The sequence below is a fragment of the Paenibacillus sp. FSL R7-0345 genome (genome assembly GCF_038595055.1).
Classification (GTDB): domain Bacteria; phylum Bacillota; class Bacilli; order Paenibacillales; family Paenibacillaceae; genus Paenibacillus_AQ.
The window spans coordinates 3,079,656-3,097,160 of sequence record NZ_CP152002.1 but is presented as its reverse complement, the minus strand read 5'-3'; the positions used below and the strand labels follow the sequence as shown (position 1 = coordinate 3,097,160).

General features: G+C 51.3%; 16 protein-coding genes and 1 riboswitch. Of the genes, 5 read left to right on the top strand and 11 right to left on the bottom strand.

Going from position 1 to position 17,505, the window contains the following annotated elements:
* Positions 1–50: 50 nt before the first annotated feature.
* From NST84_RS13120 to NST84_RS13085, 8 genes are all read right to left on the bottom strand, one after another.
* A complete protein-coding gene (locus tag NST84_RS13120; RefSeq protein ID WP_342566420.1) occupies positions 51–2,435 on the bottom strand; it encodes a polyprenyl synthetase family protein in 2,385 nt (794 codons plus the stop codon).
* 177 nt (positions 2,436–2,612) lie between these two features.
* Complete coding sequence (locus NST84_RS13115; RefSeq protein ID WP_342565992.1) at positions 2,613–2,960, bottom strand: hypothetical protein; 348 nt, start codon at positions 2,958–2,960, stop codon at positions 2,613–2,615.
* Between the two features lie 147 nt (positions 2,961–3,107).
* On the bottom strand, positions 3,108–3,875 hold the full coding sequence (locus NST84_RS13110) for an SDR family oxidoreductase (protein WP_342565991.1): 768 nt from the start codon (positions 3,873–3,875) through the stop codon (positions 3,108–3,110).
* Between the two features lie 312 nt (positions 3,876–4,187).
* Entirely contained in the window at positions 4,188–5,147 is a 960-nt protein-coding gene (locus NST84_RS13105; protein WP_342565990.1) for an ABC transporter substrate-binding protein, read from the bottom strand.
* 144 nt (positions 5,148–5,291) lie between these two features.
* A complete protein-coding gene (locus NST84_RS13100) occupies positions 5,292–6,206 on the bottom strand; it encodes a class I SAM-dependent methyltransferase (RefSeq protein WP_342565989.1) in 915 nt (304 codons plus the stop codon).
* 192 nt (positions 6,207–6,398) lie between these two features.
* Entirely contained in the window at positions 6,399–6,899 is a 501-nt protein-coding gene (locus NST84_RS13095) for a hypothetical protein (RefSeq protein ID WP_342565988.1), read from the bottom strand.
* Between the two features lie 186 nt (positions 6,900–7,085).
* Positions 7,086–8,018: a hypothetical protein gene (locus NST84_RS13090; RefSeq protein WP_342565987.1), complete on the bottom strand. Its 933-nt coding sequence runs from the start codon at positions 8,016–8,018 to the stop codon at positions 7,086–7,088.
* 68 nt (positions 8,019–8,086) lie between these two features.
* Positions 8,087–8,536, bottom strand: a complete 450-nt coding sequence (locus NST84_RS13085; protein WP_342565986.1) for a cyclic nucleotide-binding domain-containing protein — start codon at positions 8,534–8,536, stop codon at positions 8,087–8,089.
* A 16-nt stretch (positions 8,537–8,552) separates the two neighbouring features.
* Between NST84_RS13085 and NST84_RS13080 the strand changes: the two genes are divergently transcribed.
* Positions 8,553–8,828 carry a hypothetical protein gene (locus NST84_RS13080; RefSeq protein WP_342565985.1) on the top strand — a complete coding sequence of 92 codons (276 nt, stop codon included), beginning with the start codon at positions 8,553–8,555 and terminating at the stop codon, positions 8,826–8,828.
* Between the two features lie 83 nt (positions 8,829–8,911).
* Here the strand turns inward: NST84_RS13080 and NST84_RS13075 are convergent, their stop codons facing one another.
* Positions 8,912–9,859, bottom strand: coding sequence for a DMT family transporter (locus NST84_RS13075; protein WP_342566419.1), 948 nt, complete (start codon positions 9,857–9,859; stop codon positions 8,912–8,914).
* Positions 9,860–9,946: 87 nt separating this feature from the next.
* Positions 9,947–10,059, bottom strand: a riboswitch (purine riboswitch).
* A 108-nt stretch (positions 10,060–10,167) separates the two neighbouring features.
* The gene (locus NST84_RS13070; protein ID WP_342565984.1) at positions 10,168–10,542 is read right to left on the bottom strand and encodes a stalk domain-containing protein; all 375 of its coding nucleotides are present in this window, start codon (positions 10,540–10,542) and stop codon (positions 10,168–10,170) included.
* Between the two features lie 181 nt (positions 10,543–10,723).
* Here NST84_RS13070 and NST84_RS13065 point away from each other — a divergent pair, with 181 nt between their 5' ends.
* Both NST84_RS13065 and gdhA read left to right on the top strand, forming a co-directional pair.
* A complete protein-coding gene (locus NST84_RS13065) occupies positions 10,724–11,911 on the top strand; it encodes an L-threonylcarbamoyladenylate synthase (protein WP_342565983.1) in 1,188 nt (395 codons plus the stop codon).
* Between the two features lie 256 nt (positions 11,912–12,167).
* Positions 12,168–13,541 (top strand): NADP-specific glutamate dehydrogenase, encoded by a 1,374-nt coding sequence (gene gdhA, locus NST84_RS13060; RefSeq protein WP_342565982.1) that lies wholly within the window; start codon positions 12,168–12,170, stop codon positions 13,539–13,541.
* A gap of 338 nt (positions 13,542–13,879) precedes the next feature.
* On the opposite strand, the gene NST84_RS13055 is transcribed toward gdhA, so the two are convergent.
* A complete protein-coding gene (locus tag NST84_RS13055; RefSeq protein WP_342565981.1) occupies positions 13,880–14,863 on the bottom strand; it encodes a diaminopimelate dehydrogenase in 984 nt (327 codons plus the stop codon).
* A gap of 189 nt (positions 14,864–15,052) precedes the next feature.
* Between NST84_RS13055 and NST84_RS13050 the strand changes: the two genes are divergently transcribed.
* On the top strand, positions 15,053–15,796 hold the full coding sequence (locus NST84_RS13050; RefSeq protein ID WP_342565980.1) for a hypothetical protein: 744 nt from the start codon (positions 15,053–15,055) through the stop codon (positions 15,794–15,796).
* 15 nt (positions 15,797–15,811) lie between these two features.
* On the top strand, positions 15,812–17,500 hold the full coding sequence (locus NST84_RS13045) for a VWA domain-containing protein (protein WP_342565979.1): 1,689 nt from the start codon (positions 15,812–15,814) through the stop codon (positions 17,498–17,500).
* Positions 17,501–17,505: the final 5 nt, after the last annotated feature.

The window sequence follows — 17,505 nt, the reverse complement described above, 5'->3', positions numbered from 1 at the left end:
CCAAAAGCCCGCAAAAAATGCGGGCTTACGCTTTTTAGGTAACACCTTTATTAACGCTCCCGGTGCACCACATAATTCAGTAAATGCTTCAGGAAGGTGATGTTGCGGGGAATTTCTTTTAACGCATCACTTGCCAGGCAATAATGCTGCCACATCTCCTTGGCGGCTCCATCCAGCCCCAGAATCGAGACGAAATTCGACAGGTTGTTAACGGCATCGTTGCCGGCCGGCTTGCCGAGCACCCCCGCCTCCCCTTCCACATCGAGCAGATCATCCCTGATCTGAAAAGCAATGCCCATATGGTAGGCAAACCGCTTGAGCGCTTCGATCTCCGATTCATCCGCCTCCGCCAGCATCGCCGGCATCACCAGACAAGCCTCAAAAGCAACTCCGGTTTTATAAAAACATACTCTGTTCAGCTGTTCCAGGTTCAGCTCCATGCCTTTGGAATCCAGATCCATCATCTGCCCCGTACACATATCCGCGGCCTTTTGCGCCGAATAACGAATCAGGGCGAGCACCGTCTCCGGCTTGAAGCGTTTAAGGGAGGCCTGCTGCAGGGTAGCCTGCTGGATCATATAGAGTCCGGTTAATTCAGCTACCGCACTGCTCTGAACCTGATGCAGCGTCTCGCGTCCCCTGCGGGTCGGGGCGTTATCCTGTGAAGGCAAATCATCAAAAATCAGTGATGCAGTATGCATATACTCCAGCGACCGCAATAAAGGCAGGATTGCCGCGGACTCCAGCCCGTATCCGTTCACGCCCATGACCCAGGTCAGGATGGGACGTACCCGCTTCCCGTCACCTTCCAGGCTATAATTGGCTGCATGAATCAGCCGTTCCTGCATGACCGGCATGCCCTGCGGGCTTCTAAATGTAAGCTCCTTGTTAATCAGCGACCGGACCTTTTTGAAGGTGCTGCTGAACTCCTCCTGCTCGCGGGCATCCGTTTTGAGCTGCTCCATTAATCCGTCACGCAGCAGCTTGTCAAAAAAGTCCACGTCAACCGCTTTGCTGACCATTTTCTGCAAAATGCGGTTGAACTCCGGCATGCCGCCGGCAAAAAGCATCATCGTCTCCTTATATTTCACCGCACCTGCACGTTCCTTGTAGCGTTTAAGCCCGTTGACCGCCCGGTCCAGGATGACCTCACGCGCCTTGGAATCTGAACGGTACACGGTATGAATCAGGTTGGATACCACCGCCCAGTAAACTTCAAAAGGATTAATCAGATCAGGCCTTTGCTGATGATATTGCATATAATAGGTATAGGGAGTGACCGCTCCATCCCTGAGATCCTGTTCCATATCGGCAAAATCATCCGCCAGCTGATTATAGATGCCGAAGAAAAAGGTCCGCTCCGCAAAACCATCATCCGGTTGAGCATCGATGACTGAGCGGGCAATCAGCCGGGACGAAGAGGATTTCAGAATGACGGGGATATAGAGCTCCTCGTTAGTGTACCCCGCCTGTGTGAGCAGCTTGACACGGTCAACATCCTGAGCCTGAAAAAAGACATAGGACTGGGCAAAAAAGACCTGCCGGTTCTCCTCCCGCTGATACTCCCTGATATAGACAAATGCTTCCGTCAGCTCTTTATGGATATATTGGATCAGCTGCAGGTTCTGCCCGCTCCACTCGCCAAGCCCGGGCACTTCCCCGGTCAATAATGCAGCTTCGATTAAGGCGGAATACCGCTCTTGTTCGGAGGGAGTAAGAATCTGCGAGTCCAGCAGATCGTCCACGAACGGGTAAGTCAGACCATAGGAATAACCAATCCTCAGTGAGGCATCCAGTCTGCGGGACCGCTCCTCAGGCGCTGTTTGGTCATCCATTTCCTCCATGACATGCAGGACGACCCCGATAATAATCTTGATCAGCTTGCGCTGGGCATGCTCGGCACTCATCCCCTCGGGAATATGGGCAGCAACCGCCCGCAATTTCCGGAACAGCCAGATTATTGCCTCTTCAATACCTTCCTTCTGTGCCCAGCGGTACACCTCTGCCAGGTTCATAAACTCCGGCCGGGCAGCCCCGCTGCGGCTTGGCGGCTTCAGCAGCATACGGCTCATGTCATCAGCCATACGCTGAATCCGCCGCTGCGCTTGCGGGGCATTCAGATCCTTGCCTAAATCTCTCATATACATATAGGAGATGCTGCGGTTCAGATATTCATTCAGCTTGCCTGTCGCTTTAAGCCATTGAATGTACCGGTAAAAATCCCGGGTATCCGGTTTACGGCCGGCCCTGGAGAAAAGGGACAGCCCGTTGAACCGCTGTAAGTGATTTCTTTTCCATAGCTGAAGATCTTCTGTCAGTGCTGTGATGTACGATCTATCTATAACCTGGTTATAGAGTGAAGTAAAGTATCCGAGTGCTCTCCGCTCTGCGTTACTATACTCTTCTGATGCTGTTATCCTGAAGTCTTCATTCATATGATGCACAACCCTCGGCTCTTATTTGTTATAAATCAGCTGCAATCCTTCTGTTGGGATACCATGGAGCAGGCTTTTTTATCCTAATACGGACTATAAGCAGGATGGTTACGCAAACTATCTGGCATTTACGGCATAAAAAAAAGGCCCCGAAGGGCCTTCCTGTAAATGAACACTTTATTTTTTCAGGCTCTGCAGGTAAGCATCTGCTTCCTCATAAGTCGGATAGTGTACAGCAAAGCTTCCGAAGAGTCTCTTCATCTGCATTTTCCAGATCGGGGAGTTAGCTACATATACCCAGCCGCCAAGACCGTTGGCAACAGCCATTTCGCCTGTAGGAGCAAGCATTGCAGCCACTTCAGGGGACAGGATTGTCGGGGAACCTGTTACATCTGTAATTCCGGTGAAGCCCGGTTTAAGCTGTTTCATTGCTTTTTCAAACTCGGAGATATAGGAAGGTACATCTGCTTCGGTAAGACCCATTGCTTTTACAACCACTTGATTTTTCTGAGTATTAACTTCCATTGTGAACGGCATGCTGATTCCTCCAAATATAGTATCAAATCATATGTAGATATGATTTAATATCGGTTTTTGTTTAAGCATTGTTAAGAGAATTATGAATATAATTAATGTGTTTAACAATATACATTTTTCTGTCAGGAAAAGCTGCTATTTGGTAGCTGAATAGCCACCGTCGATCAGGTGAACAGTACCGGTAATAAATGCCGCCTCGTCACTCAGCAGGAAGCAGACAAAATTCGCTACTTCTTCCGGAGTTCCATAACGCTTCAGAGCAGTCCCGGAGGCAATTGCCGACTGCAGACCTTCCACATCGTCAGACAGAAGACGCTCGTAACGGCCCATCATCACTGTCGGTACAGGTCCTGGTGCAAGCACGTTGGCCCGGATATTGAGGTGACCCACCTCGGCTGCCACGGATTTGGTCAAGCCGATAATAGCATGCTTACTTGCGGAATAAGCGGCATCGCCGGCCATCCCGATCGTTCCGTGAAGGGAAGCGCAGTTTAGAATCGATGAACCTGCTGACATGTGCGGAAGCGCATATTTCATCATCATGAACTGGCTGATAAGGTTAGTAGCAAGAACTTTTTCGAACGTTTCTACAGGGTAATCTACGACAAGCGTATTGTCACCGGTAATTGCCGCGTTATTGTACAGGCAGTCAATTTTACCGTAGCGTTCGATCGTCTCTTTAATAATGCCCTGTACAACCGGCTCCTTGGATACGTCGCCCTGGATAAAGAGCGCTTCTCCGCCCTGTTCAGTGATTTCACGGACAGTAGATTTTCCCGACTCGGAAATAGTCACACAGACCACAGATGCACCCTCACTGGCAAGCTTCAGGGCCGCAGCCCGTCCGATCCCGCTTCCTGCTCCAGTCACGACTGCTACTTTCCCATTAAATCTGCTACTCATCTAAACACCGCTTTCTTGATGTAATTTGCTGGCTTTGCCGTTTGAATCCAGGGAATAACCAGCAGGAAATTGACCTGGCAGGCTTTCTCCGGGAATCCGGTAATGAAGCGGCAGCATCCCCGCTTTGTTACGATTCGCCCTCATGCGAGCTTTTTCGACAAATTAGTTAAATTGTACCATAGAAATAGCTAATCGAATACTGGTTTTTGTAAAAGAATCTTCTTTATTCTGATTTTTTTTATTTTTGCAGTAAAAAAAGAGAGCCGGCCAGCGGCTCCCTGCACTATTGCTAAAAAATGGGGCGAACTCTTTTTATTTGCCTGTGTACAGCTTGGTCTTCATCAAAGCTTCCAGGAACGAGAATTTGCTGAACGCTGTTCCGCCTTGAGCCAGCGGGTCCACCAGATTGACATATACGTTTCCGCTCTTAACAGCTTTCAGGCTCTTCCAGATTGCGTTCTTCTGCAGATCTTCCAGCGCTTTAGGGTTGTCTGCATTCTCATCCGCAGAGAATTGCACAAACAGGTAATCCGGGTTGATCGCCGCGAAGGCTTCCAGCGAAATGTTCTGCTGTGCTTTTACCGGCTGAATTTCCTTCGGCACTGCTGCACCAAGATCAGCATACAGGGAACGGTTGAAGAAGACATCCTTAGGATACAGGAACAGGTTGCCGCTGCGGATGCGTACCGCTACTGCTTTCTTGTCTTTCAATTTTGGTGCAAGCTTAGCTTTGGCAACCTTCAATTCATTTTGGTATTTCACGATAGCTGCTGTTGATTCCTTTTCTTTACCTGTCAGCTTCGCAAGCAGCTTGAGGTTGTCCATCCAGTCTGTGGCGATATGGGAGACAGGGATGGTAGTTGCTATCTTCGACAGCTTCTCGGTCGTTTCAGCCGGGAACTTGGTGGTGCCCAGAATAACATCAGGCTTGAGCTTGAGGATGGCTTCAAAGTCAGGCTCTGTTTTTTCGCCGATTCCCTTCACTCCGGTTGAAATTTTCGAGAATAATGCAGGGAATTTACCCCCGACTGTAATCATACCCTTTGGCTTGAAGTTCAACACCAGCGCATCTTCCATCGCTTCAAGCGCACCGGCGATAACAATATTGTCAGTCTTGGCCGGTACCGTATAGACCTTGCCTTTATAAGTAATCTTCTGCGTGGCCGTTGCGGCTTTTGCAACGTTGACTGGAGCTGCACTCACGCTTGCTGCAGAACCGATCCCCAGTGCCATTACCCCGGCAAGTACCATACCCGTAATTCTCTTCTTCATAGCCTGCTACCACTCTCCAAACTTGATTTTGTTAATAATGATAATCATTATCATAGTAGTAATGATAGAGAAATCCGCAGGCTTTGAACATGGACTTTTCGGGCAAATAACATGGACGAACTGCTAAACACCGGTTCCGGCAGGTTACCTTTTAACCGCCAGGCAGTAATTAACGTTGTCGAACGCACTGAGTTTATGCTCCGGCTGGCTGTCATTGTAAGTCTGAAACAGCTCCCCGGTGATTTCCGCCGGAGTCAGATGGCGGTAGATTAAAAGGCCGCACTCCTCCAGCAGCTGCTCAAGTTCGTCATAAGTATAGCTTGCCTGCATTGGCTCGCCTGCTTGTTCAGCAAGCATAATCTGCTTCTGTGTCCGTTCCCCTGCCAAAGGAGTAAAGGTATGCCCGTCAGGATAATCGAAGACAAAGCTGCTTCCGGCTGGAAGCAGCTCTGCGAGCACAGACAGCAGCTGCTTAAATTCGGTCGTGGTCAGGTAGTAGCTGATGCCCAGCAGGCTGCTGAAGGTAATTCTCGCCGAATCAAATTCCGGTGCAGCCAGCAGCCCCCTCTCCCAGCCCGGCTCGGCTAAATCCGCTGGAACATAATGCAGGTTGGCCGGCCCGGCTTGGGGGAATGCATCAACCCGCTGCCGTTTATCTTCTGCGGTTACCGGATGATCAACCTCATAGATTTGCAGCGGCTCTGCCCAATCCGGCTGGCGGTAAGCAAACGTGTCATACCCGGCCGCAAGGATCAGATACTGGCCTGCTCCCAGCATCACCGCATTCTGCAGCGCCTGCTCGGCAAAGGCTGCCCGGCCAAGCGCTGACGGTGACAGCTGGTAATCAACAACTGTGCGCAGCGCTTCTTCCTGTGAACCCCTGAAGTCCGGTAAAAAGAACCCTATTCCTTGCGACATATGGAATCCGATGTTCTGATACTCCTCGTCTGTCAGCATTGTCCGGGCAAGACTGTCGTTAAAAACGGGATGCTGATTATGCTCAGCATGAAAGGCTCTGGCAAACGCGCTGACAAGGGCTGTAAAGCTTCTATTTTTCATCCTTTTATCACCTCACTCCAGTTGTATCATCCAGCCATCCCAACAAACAATACTTGATTTTTATGTAATTTTATGGTATAATAGAGATACTAATTTTATAAATGTCACACTTTATTCACAAACAAGGTATTTTTTTATATCAAAAAAGGACTGAACCATTCCCCTTACGGGCATGCTGTTCAGTCCTTTTTTTTATTTCAGGCCGCTCTGTGCCTTGTTCAGCAGCTTGCCTTCAGAAAAGGTAAGCACGGCATTGCCTCCTGTATACGCGGAACCCAAGTAGGAATAAACGATCATCCCTTCAGATTCACTTAGCGCCTGGCCGTCTCCGCCGATGATTGCACGCACCTCATCATAGGTCATACCGATGCTGAGCTGCTGATATTGCGCAAAGGTAATCCTTACATCATCACCTTGGCCTGCCGGCCCGTTTCCGGAAGTTCCGGTGGAGGGACTGGCTTCAGAAGATGGCAACGGAGCGGCTATGCCCTCTGCCTGCAGTGCAGCAAGCTGCTGCTCCAGCTCCGCAATCTGCTGCTTTTGCATGGCAAGCTCCTGTTCCAGTACAGCCGTACGCTCCTGCAGGCTGTCTAAACCGGATTGCTCCGGCTCGGCGGCTGAGCTGCAGGCGGTTAATGCCAGCATTAGAGCCCCGGTGAGAAGCGGTTTAGTTAAATAAGTATGTATAGACACGAACAAATACCTCCTGATGATATTATCCTAAAGCTGCCCAGGACATTAAACTATCTAATACCCTGATGGAGACTGGCTGAAACAATCTAAAATAATGAATTAAAACGTAAACCCGGACTTTATTCTTGTTTATTGACTAAAAAGAGCTGCCTGCTAACGACAGCTACTTTTTGCCTTTTTAATAGATCAGCGTTCAGTATAACTCTCTACCACCTGCTCCAGATAGGCTGAAACCTCTTCAGTATGTTTATTTCCGGAAGCATCCAGCAGCGGAATCAGCTTGGCGATGATATTCAGCACTTTATTGTCACCGGGACCCTCCTGCAGGACATCGTCGTAGGCCCGACGGAGCTCAGGGTCAAGTTCATTGGTCTCGTAATCATAGGCAGGGGTATTATCTGCTCCCAGCAGCACCATAGGAAGAGTATAGGATAGTTCCTCCTTTACAGCGGCATTGCGGTTTGATTTTGGATAATCCTGTACAAAATCACTCATGATTGCCGCTCTGCCGACCAGCTCATCCCAGCTTATTACGACAGCAGCATCAAAAGTTGCCGGTTTATTGCTCTCTGTTGCCATGATATCAATATAGGCCGAGATATCTTTGCCGATATACGGCTTAAATACCTTAAATCCTTCATAGTGCATCACCGGATAATACATGCCTTCACTGCTCTCCAGCTTATACCCTTTATCCCAGGTCTCTTCGATGAGCCGGCGGACTCCTGTATCCTTTATCCGCTGCAGCAGCTGTGTATAGGTCAGATCATTGGTGATGTCAGCTTCCATTAGCACCTTCTGCACACGTTCCGGATAGATCTTTTCCGAGAACCGCCCCAGCTCCGCCTTTTGGGCATTTTCCAGCTGCAGCGTCATTACGGTTGCGTACCAGGAGCCGGCTTCATCAATATGGTTGATCAGATATTTGCGTGCCTGAGCCAGGCTCGACGGATTGCTGACATATTTACGGAACTGATTGTAGACTGCCTGGGCGTCAGCTGCTGATGCCGCAGAGACCGGCTGCGCCCCTGCCGTAAACGTGCCTCCCGCAAGGGTTATAGCCGCTCCCAGCAGTACAGCCCTGCCTGTTTTCGCCAAAGTTTTCTGTAGTCGTTTCATGTCTTAGCCTCCTGTAGTTTGTATGATTTGGCCTATTGAGACTATTGGACATATATGGAATGGATGAATCACAGTTTCATCCGGGAGAGCTCTTCCGCTGCCAGCAGCACCATCATATTCTCAATAATCCGCGCTCTCAGCTGGCAGGTCTGACGGCCCGGACGTATGATTCTGTTAATCCGGATGAACAGGCTCCTGCAGTCTGATCCTGCTACCGCCTCATAGCCGCTGGGCTCCTGCTCAAGGCGCAGCGCCGTCTCCCCCAGAATATCCCCGCTTCCCAGTTCAGAAAAAATAAAGCGTGACTCCGCGATATTCTCCTTAAACAGCAGTACATTGCCGTACAGAATAATTCCTGCCGAATCGAGCAGCTCCTCCTGCCCGAAGATGACATCCTTTCTGGCGTAATCCCTGATGGTGCCCTGTATTTCATTCTTGAATTCTCCCCACTTAGCTAACGCTTGAATTGGCGGATTCTTGCGAACAGAAGAGTAATCTCTTCTTATCCCGAACCGCAAGATTCTTTACTTCCGGGTGGATCGTGCCACACACGTGACACCGCTGACTGTCGCCCATTGGGAAGGACTCTTCTACTCTGCCGGCTTCAAGAAGGTCGATAATGCGACCGGGCAAATGTCACTTATGAGCATCAAAGGCATGATCCGCGATGAAGGCCTGCTTGGTACGCTGCGTATTTTCCGGAATGCCATGAAAAAGGAAAACCGCGGGCAGTTCCAAAAAATGTACAGCTTTTTCAATAACGCAGGCAAAGATTTGAATTATATCGCACTATGCAGCAGCAAGCAGTAATTCCAGGGCTGAATCAGCAAAAAGAGGTGCCTCAGTCCGCCGTATGCGGCTTTTGAGACACCTCTTTTTTTAATTACGAGCCATTATGATGCAACAGCCTCTGAATTTCTCCAGCGAAGCTTATACAGCTCCGGCAGCACAACGCCCAGCAGAACCAGTACAACCCCGATCCACTGCAGGCCGCTGACATGCTCATTCAGCACGAACGAGGACATCAGTACAGCTACCGGAAGCTCGGCAGCGCCAAGAATTCCGGCCATTCCTCCGCCAATATGCGGTACTCCGATTGCGAACATGACCGGTGGAATAAACGCGCCGAACAGTCCCAGCAGGAAACCGAACAGCAGCAGCGGTCCCCACAGGAGACCGTTAAAGATAAAATGCGGCGGGAACATAATGAACAGCAGCACCATGCCGCCGGTGACCATCCATGCGCTGCGGTATGCCGGGTGCGCTGCCGGAACAGCTTTGCCGCTGAAAATAATGAACATCGAGTAGCTGACAGCGGACAGCAGCCCAAGCGCAACCCCCAGCAGATTGAACTGTGACGTCCCCTGGCCCAGAATGCCGGCGGCCAGCAGCGTGCCGCCGAACAGCAGCAGCAGGGTCAGCATCGTGATTTTGTCAGGACGCTGCCGTTTGCTGACCGCCTGGATCAGTACGCTAATCCAGGTGAACTGGAACAGCAGAATGATGGCCAGCGATGCCGGAATGTAGCGCAGGGACTGATAATACAGCAGACCTGTTACTACAGTCGGCGCTCCGGCCAGCATCAGCAGCAGCCGGCGTTTCCAGGTCAGCGCCTGAAACGCCGTCTTACCTGCTGGAAGTGTGTTTCCGCTGCTGCACAGCTTGCGGCTTGCTCTCACCTTGGTGAAGGCAGCAAGCAGCCAGGCCAGTATACAGCCGGTCAGCAGCTGTGCACCTACCACTTCACCAAGCTTGTAGCCCTCGCCGTATGCCAGCACTACAATTGTTGACAGAATACCGTAGCTCATCGCTCCGATCAGCACGGATACTAAATATTTCATATCTTTCATGTTAAATAGGCCTCCTGAATCTTGAACTTCTGAATTGCCGCAGCACGCAAAAAATCCTAACTCCGGGATAAGGACCACTTAAAGCGTCTTTATCATCGTAGTTAGGAAGAATAGGCTTCCTGTAGAAACCCCCGCCCTATTTCATGCCTTAACGGCTGCGGGGTTATACGAGAACATATTGAAGGTATTAGCATGACGACTTTACATATGTTACACGGCCAGTCAGGTGGTGTCAACCCTAAATTCATTTAAATTTGAGAAAAATCGAAGGCATTCTGTATAGAGGCACTATTGTTTATTCAGCCTCCGAGCCGCACTTCACCAGTGGCCTGATTCCAGTCCAGGCGTATACCGAGCAGATCACTGAGCTGCTGCAGCGGGAACAGGGTTGTGTCAGAATATCTATGCAGTTTGACCGCCTGTGCTGACTTTTTACCGTTAATGAACAGCTGCGCCGGATCTGTAGTTTTGATGTGTACGGTGGTATCACCATATACAAATGACCATACGGTAAAGCGGTTATTGTTGTATTTCGGATCAGGATTGGACTGGCTCATGTTCGCCTTTACGCTAAGCGCCTTAAACACACTGGTATACGGAACATACAGCTTACCGCCGGTCACAGCGGATGTACCGTAAAAATCAACCGCTTGTCCGTGTAATATTCCATCCAAAGTAATGTACCCATTTCAAGCCTTATGACCGTTTCTGTAAAAAATCAGCTTCATCTGCCGTCGCGGGAACACACGGTAATGCCTGTAATTTAACGATAAGTTATGTTACTATTTACAGGATCAGCTGAACCGGATTTAGTCCGCTGTACAGAAATTCCAACAGAAAGTTCGTGATGTAACTATGAAGTCCGACCCTTCATCCTTTGCTGTCCAAAAAAGGACACAACCATACAGTGAGACCCGCTTCTGGCGGCTGGAATCTGCCGGTATTTCAGGTGCAGACCGGCAGTATTCTGCTGCAGACCAGCAGTCGCTTGCCGAAGCGGCCGCGATCCTTACCGGCGGCGGAACAGTCGCTTTTCCGACGGAAACCGTCTACGGCCTCGGTGCGGATGCACGGAATACTGCCGCGGTTGAAGCTGTATTCGCCGCCAAAGGCCGGCCCTCCGACAACCCGCTGATTGTACATATTGCCAAGCGGGAGCAGCTTGGCGGGCTTGTCACTGACATCCATCCGGCCGCCGCTGCGCTGATGGATGCCTTCTGGCCCGGCCCGCTGTCCCTGGTGCTGCCGGTGCGCCCCGGTGTCCTATCTCCGCGTGTAACAGCGGGACTGGACACCGTTGCCGTGCGCATGCCGGATCACCCGGCAGCGCTGGCCCTGCTGGAGCGCTCCGGCTGCCCCGTGGCAGCGCCGAGCGCCAACCGTTCCGGGCGGCCGAGCCCAACGGCGGCTGCCCATGTGCTGGAGGACCTCGCCGGATACATCGGCGGGGTCCTCGATGACGGGCCAACCGGAGTCGGCGTGGAATCGACGGTTGTCCAGGTGCAGCCGGACGGGACCGTCGTCATCCTCCGTCCGGGCGGGATTACTGCCGAGCAGCTGTCGGCAGTAGCCGGTGCAGTCACGGCTCCGCCAGCCGGGGAACCCGGCGGAGCCGTGCAGGCCGGCGGAGCTGACGCCGGCGCAGGCAGCAGCCCGGCGCCGCGCTCGCCGGGCATGAAATACACGCATTATGCGCCGCAGGGCTCACTCACCATCGTGAGCGGAGAATCGCAGCAGCGTGTAGCGGAAACAGCAGCCGCGCTGCTGCTGGAAGCACGCGCCCGCGGCCTGAAGACCGGCCTGCTCCTGTTCGAGGAGCACCGTGCCTGCTATTCAGACAATGCCGCCGATCATATTGTTTCACTAGGCCATCTGGCGGCACTTGAAGAGGGCGCGCGAACGCTTTACAGCGCTTTGCGTTATTTTGATGAGGTCTCGGCAGACTTTATTATTGCCGAGTCTTGTCCGGACTCCGGCCTGGGCTCCGCTATTATGAACCGGCTGCGCAAAGCGGCCGGCGGATCGGTTATCCAGACGGATTAAGCAAGGTTTTATAGGGCAGATGTAGCTCTCCTGAGCTGTATCTGCCTTTTATTTATTATTAATAAAAATGCACGCCAACCGTGCTGTGTTTGTATAAATATAACACTGTTTGTTAGTTTTATAGAATTATTTGATTGGCTATCAAAAAAGAATTGATTGGTAATACCATGTTAGGTTTTAGTAAAATTCATTTAAATTCTTAGCAATGGCCAATACGCCATCGAAACCTAATTAGAGACAGGGAGTGTTCGTTCAAGTGTCAACTATCTCAGCAGAAGCAACAGGCTCAGCCGCAAATTATGTCCGCCAGGTCTACGAAAGTGTTACCAGCCGTGATCCGCTGGAGCAGGAATTCCATCAGGCGGTCAAAGAAATTCTGGAATGTCTGGTCCCTGTGCTGGCACGCCATCCGCAATATGAGGCGAATGCCGTTCTGGAGCGGCTGGTTGAGCCGGAACGCACCATCTCCTTCCGGGTACCCTGGGTTGATGATGCAGGCCAGGTTCAGGTAAACCGCGGCTACCGGGTACAGTTCAACAGTGCCATCGGGCCTTATAAAGGCGGCCTCCGCTTCCACCCTTCCGTCTACCTGGGCATCATCAAATTCCTCGGCTTTGAGCAAATTTTCAAAAACGCACTGACCGGACTGCCGATCGGCGGCGGCAAGGGCGGTTCCGACTTTGATCCAAAAGGTAAATCGGACCGTGAAGTGATGGCTTTTACCCAGAGCTTTATGACTGAGCTTCATCGTCATATCGGCCAGGATACGGATATTCCGGCAGGGGATATCGGCGTAGGCGCACGGGAGATCGGTTACATGTTCGGACAGTACAAACGCATTCACGGCGGTCATGAAGCCGGAGTGCTGACCGGTAAAGGCCTGCTGTACGGCGGAAGCCTGGCACGCAAGGAAGCAACCGGCTATGGTCTTGTCTATTTCGTCCAGGAGATGCTGGCGGCACAGGGACAGGACTTCCAGGGCCAGACTGTCGTTGTCTCCGGTTCGGGAAATGTGTCCATCTATGCCATCGAAAAGCTGCAGCAGCTTGGGGCACGGGTTGTGGCCTGCAGCGATTCCGGCGGTTACATCTATGATCCGCAGGGTATCAATCTCGATACGGTTAAACGGCTGAAGGAGCAGGAGCGCGCCCGGATCAGCGAGTACGTTACTGCACATCCGCATGCTGAGTATATTGAAGGCAGCACAGGAATCTGGTCGATTCCTTGCCAGATCGCCCTTCCTTGTGCTACACAGAATGAGCTGGACGAGAATGCGGCACGCACGCTCGTAGCTAATGGTGTAATCGCAGTCGGTGAAGGTGCCAACATGCCTTCCACCCTATCGGCGATCAATTACTTCCTGGAGCAGGAAATCCTGTTTGGACCGGCCAAGGCTGCCAATGCAGGCGGTGTCGCTGTCTCGGGCCTGGAGATGAGCCAGAACAGCATGCGCCTCTCCTGGTCATTTGAAGAAGTGGATGAGCGCCTGCGCATGATCATGAAGAACATCTACCGCAGCAGCGTCCGTGCTGCCGAAGAATATGACATGCCCGGCAACCTTGTTGCAGGGGCGAACATCGCCGGCTTCCTGAAGGTTGCAGATGCCATGCTGGCACAGGGTGTAGTCTAAGCCCTGTCCCTATCGGCCAAGACACCACTGCTATTGGTGCCCGGCAAGACGGCATCTCCGGCATTTAGTTGGATTTTGCACAATTCATTCGTTGAAATCTCAATCAATCCGAACATTAATTAGAAAAACGCCACTTCTTTTAGACCGTTCCCTCTTTGAGGGCGATTGCGGTGAAAATAAGTGGCGTTTTTCCGTCTAGCCAGCTCAAAGGGGTGAGTGTCCACCGAATTAGATGTCATTTTCCCGCTTAACTTGCTCACAAAGCTTCCATATAAAAAAACGCGCCTCAGAATTTCTGACGGCGCGTTTTTATGGTTGTTTATTCAGCTTTTAAGCTACTACAGCAGGTCACGGCGCAGCTCTTCCGGCGATTTCGGGGAGAGGTAACCGAGCGGAATATCAAATACGGTCTTGGCTCCGGCAACGCCTTCCGCACTGAGGCGGGCAGCCGCTCTGGTATAGGCGATCAGCACGCTGGCGGTGAATTCAGGGTTGCTGTCCAGCTTCAGGCCGAACTCAGCGATTTGTCTGTTGCCGTTTCCGGTAACACCGCTGCGGATAACAAAGCCGCCATGCGGCATTCCGGAATGCTCGCTCGTCAGCTCTTCTTCTGTAATAAACGTTACGGTCGTATCGTAATCGGCGAAATAATCCGGCATATTCACAATGGTATCGCGGATGGAATCCTGATCTGCCCCAGCTTCAGCTACGACATAACAGTTGCGGCGGTGCTTTTCACGGGTCTCCAGCTCAGGTGTTTCACCGGAACGGATGCGCTCAATAACTTCTTCAACCGGTACTGTGTACTGCACACCGGCTTTCACCCCAGGCACACGGCGGATGGCATCGGAGTGACCCTGGCTTACGCCTTTACCCCAGAAGGTGTAGTCATGTCCTTCAGCCAGCACGGACTGCATCAGCAGGCGGTTCATCGAGAACAGGCCCGGATCCCAGCCGGTGGAGATTACGCCGACTTTTCCTCCTTCAAGAGCAGCTGCATTTACTTTTTCATAAAATTCTGGAATCTTGGCGTGGGTATCGAAGCTGTCCACTGTGTTGAACAGCTTGACCAGCTGCGGAGTCTGCTCAGGCAGATCTGTCGCCGAGCCGCCGCACAGAATCATTACATCAATTTTATCTATGTACTCCTTTGCATCTTCCAGGCGCTCTACCTTAAGGCCTGTCTCCTTGGCAAGACCTTCCGGATCTCTGCGTGTAAACACAGCAACCAGCTCCATATCGGGATTCTGCTTAACTGCCTGCTCTACACCTTTGCCCAAATTACCATAGCCTGCAATTCCTACTCTAATACGTCTGTTCATGTTGTTCCTCCCTGCCGGAAGCTTCCGGTTAATTATAGTGTCTTAAATTATAAGTATATATACATCACATGAAATGTAAACATTTTATTTTCAATTTATAGCTGTTCTGCTTATTCTGCAAGCATCAGCCACCGATTGTATGAATCAAAAGAAGCCACAGCGAAATATACTCATACAGGGGAGGTGTTTTTGCTGAACAGATACAGACCCGTCAGGCTGTTTGCCGTGATCGCCGGCGTTGTCATTCTTAACATTGTTGTCTTGTCTCCGGGACTTTTGGCTGTAGAGATCGGCGGGGCCGGGGCCCTGGAGACAGCTGCAGGCGTTACCCTGCTATTCATCAGTCTGCTTATTGTGCTCTATACCAGTTACACTTTATTACTCAAATCTCCGGATACGCAAGCCGCACACTCTTTTGCCTCATCTGAAGACTACGCCACCCAGCTTGAGCAGTATAAAAAGGTAAAGGTGCTGAAAAGTGACGCCACCCTGGCCCTTGACCAGCTGGAGCGGATGGATAAGAAAAAAAGTGCGCTAATCCGTGTGCTGTCGCAAAGGTTCAACCCGGCCGAACTCAGCTACCGGAAATTCAATACTGTCATTAATGAAGTCGAAAAGCTCCTCCGCCTCAATATCAGGGGAATTCTGGGCAAGCTCAGTTTGTTCGACACCTCAGAGTTTTCGCTTTTTGCCGGCTCCCGTAAACCTTCCCAGTTCTCCGACAAGCTTATCCAAAAGAAAACCGCACTGTATGACGACTTTTTTGCTTCTATAAATGCCTATCTGGGTGCCAATGAAGAGATTCTGCTCAAGCTGGATCAGCTGCTGCTGGAAATCTCTGAGCTGGACAGCACCAGTGATCAGCCTGTTGAAGAGATCCCCTGCATGCAGGAGCTGAGCGCGCTGATAACCCAGACGAAACTCTATCAATAGAGGAGGAAGCTGCTTATGGCCAGGAAAGGCAAAACGTTCATGATACTGGTGGTGATTTCCGCCGCAGTTTTTGCATTAGTCTATTTCGGAATTACCCTCACCTCGAATCTCGGCAAATCGACGGGAGAAATTACCGCAGAGGACGCGGACAAGAAGCTGGCTAAGCTCTACAAGGAAATTAGGGTGAACCAGGCAGAGCCTGTGAAGGGACAGATTGATCTTGATCCGGCGGACGTCGGTGACTCGCTGCCTGACATCGCTAAATTCCCGGTTTCTGTAGAAAACACGACCGGTAATTATGTTGAAATTTTCTCCTCTACAGAAAAATCCGGCACTGGCAATGACGGCTGGCTGAATGAAGTGGCCTCCGCTTTTAATGAAGCAAATATCATCGTGGACGGGACACCTGTATCCGTAAAAATCCGCAATATCGCCTCCGGAACAGCTGCTGATTACATAAGATCCGGCAAATATATTCCGGATGCTTACACCCCGTCCAACGAGCTGTGGGGCGAAATGGTAAAAACAGGCGGAATCCAGGCGGAACTTGTTACCGAACGTCTGGCCGGAAATGTTGCAGGCGTGGTGACAGCCCAGAAGAAATACGACGAGCTGATCGCAAAATACGGTGCCTTGAACGTCAAAACCATTACAGATGCCATTTCCGCAAATGAGCTGTCGATGGGCTATACCGACCCTTTTGCCAGCTCGACCGGCCTTAACTTTCTGATCACTGCGCTCGGAACGTTCGACAGCTCGGATCTTCTGAGTGAGCAGGCGGTTCAGGGCTTTGCGAAATTCCAGTCTAACGTGCCGTTCACCGCCTCCACCACCCTGCAAATGCGGGATGCGGCCAAGTCAGGCATGCTGGATGCTTTTGTGCTGGAATATCAGACCTTTATTAATGCCGCTGATCTCAAAAGCGGTTACGTCTTCACTCCGTTCGGCGTTCGGCATGACAGTCCGCTTTATGCACTCGGCGATCTGCCCGATCAGAAACGGGAAATTCTCCGGAAATTTGCTGATTTCGCCGGTCAGGATAAATATCAGCAGCTGGCCTCGGACAAAGGCTTCAACGGTCTGGATGATTATGCCTCCGAGCTGGCTCCGGTTGACGGCCCTCTGCTCACCTCCGCCCAGAAGCTGTGGAAGGAAAAGAAAAACGGGAGCACCCCGCTCGCAGCCGTGTTCGTTGCTGATGTATCGGGCAGCATGGCCGGAGAGCCGCTGAACCGGCTGAAGGAGTCGCTTTTGAAGGGACAGAAGAATCTCGGGAAGGACAACAGCATCGGCTTTGTCTCCTACTCCAGTGACGTTACGGTCCATTTGCCGGTCGGCAAATATGATACGAATCAGCAGTCCATGTTCGTCGGGGCGGTGAACAGCCTGCAGGCTGCCGGGGGGACGGCTACTTTTGACGGGATGGTGGTGGCGATGAAAATGCTGCAGGATGAGCTGGCGGCTAACCCCGGCGTGAAGCCGGTCATCTTTCTGCTCAGTGACGGGGAGACGAATGAAGGCCATTCGCTTGATGATATCAGAAGCCTGATCGAAACCTACAAAATCCCGGTCTACACCATCGGTTATAACGCCAACATTAAAGCGCTGGAGAGCATTTCCGGCATCAACGAGGCAGCAAGCATTAATGCAGATACAGACGACGTTGTCTACAAAATCGGCAATCTGCTGAATGTCCAAATGTAAACCAG

What these genes read in the sequence shown, in the direction of transcription:
- NST84_RS13075 (WP_342566419.1), bottom strand. Translation starts at nt 9,859, where the DNA reads ATGAAATATTTAGTATCCGTGCTGATCGGAGCGATGAGCTACGGTATT.
- NST84_RS13105 (WP_342565990.1), bottom strand. Translation starts at nt 5,147, where the DNA reads ATGAAGAAGAGAATTACGGGTATGGTACTTGCCGGGGTAATGGCACTG.
- NST84_RS13100 (WP_342565989.1), bottom strand. Translation starts at nt 6,206, where the DNA reads ATGAAAAATAGAAGCTTTACAGCCCTTGTCAGCGCGTTTGCCAGAGCC.
- NST84_RS13090 (WP_342565987.1), bottom strand. Translation starts at nt 8,018, where the DNA reads ATGAAACGACTACAGAAAACTTTGGCGAAAACAGGCAGGGCTGTACTG.
- NST84_RS13115 (WP_342565992.1), bottom strand. Translation starts at nt 2,960, where the DNA reads ATGGAAGTTAATACTCAGAAAAATCAAGTGGTTGTAAAAGCAATGGGT.
- NST84_RS13055 (WP_342565981.1), bottom strand. Translation starts at nt 14,863, where the DNA reads ATGAACAGACGTATTAGAGTAGGAATTGCAGGCTATGGTAATTTGGGC.
- NST84_RS13045 (WP_342565979.1), top strand. Translation starts at nt 15,812, where the DNA reads ATGGCCAGGAAAGGCAAAACGTTCATGATACTGGTGGTGATTTCCGCC.
- NST84_RS13120 (WP_342566420.1), bottom strand. Translation starts at nt 2,435, where the DNA reads ATGAATGAAGACTTCAGGATAACAGCATCAGAAGAGTATAGTAACGCA.
- NST84_RS13110 (WP_342565991.1), bottom strand. Translation starts at nt 3,875, where the DNA reads ATGAGTAGCAGATTTAATGGGAAAGTAGCAGTCGTGACTGGAGCAGGA.
- NST84_RS13065 (WP_342565983.1), top strand. Translation starts at nt 10,724, where the DNA reads ATGAAGTCCGACCCTTCATCCTTTGCTGTCCAAAAAAGGACACAACCA.